The sequence below is a fragment of the Vibrio sp. D173a genome (assembly GCF_030248475.1).
The window spans coordinates 1-699 of record NZ_JAHGAH010000832.1 but is presented as its reverse complement, the minus strand read 5'-3'; the positions used below and the strand labels follow the sequence as shown (position 1 = coordinate 699).

Annotated in this window: 1 pseudogene; it reads right to left on the bottom strand. The window is 43.2% G+C overall.

What is annotated here, in order from left to right:
* Positions 1-699 (bottom strand): annotated as a pseudogene (locus KIV40_RS29630) (MoxR-like ATPase); the annotation flags it as partial.

The following is a 699-nucleotide window of genomic DNA, read 5'->3' as shown; positions in this document are numbered from 1 at the left end:
TTTAGCTTCTTCGTTTGAGTGGTGAAGAAGCCGATATCGTTCTCGTCACCCACAGGGTACATAACTGGCTGATAGTTTTCAGACGCAACAACACTCTCATGTACAAGCGAGTAATAGAATCGCGCCTTGAATGCACCATCGACCAATGCTTCTTCTAAGCCAGATTTAGTAGAAAAATTAATGTAATCCGAAAGGTTATCTAAATCGACTTGGAAGGTTCGCTCTAATTCGAAGTTTAGAATGCCGTTCTCTGGGTCAAATTCCCAAGAGACCACCTTCGCTGTGCCCTGCTCTGTAATACCATCTTTTAAACCATACAGATCTTCGTAGTTAAACTCCGATACAATGAGTTCTTCTGGCTTTGGCGTAAAGTGTGTTTTCTTACGGTAGTCTAAGCTCTTGTCTTCGTTGACTTCTTCGGTGTTGGTACAATCGTCATACGCATCTTCTTTACAACGATAGGCCGCAAAATCACCCGGTATTTCCAGAACTTGTGCAAAGTTGACCACATCGTCACTACCGACGATACCTTGCTCTGCACAGTAGTTGTTTTCGTCTTTTGGCAGTGATGAATCTGGATAGTTCTTATCGAAAGCCCTAACTTCTAAGCCTGTTTTTGTGTAACAGAGCTCAACATAACGTCCCATACCTTGAAGGAATGGAAATTGGTTCAATGCAAATCGTGGGGCTGCACCTGTG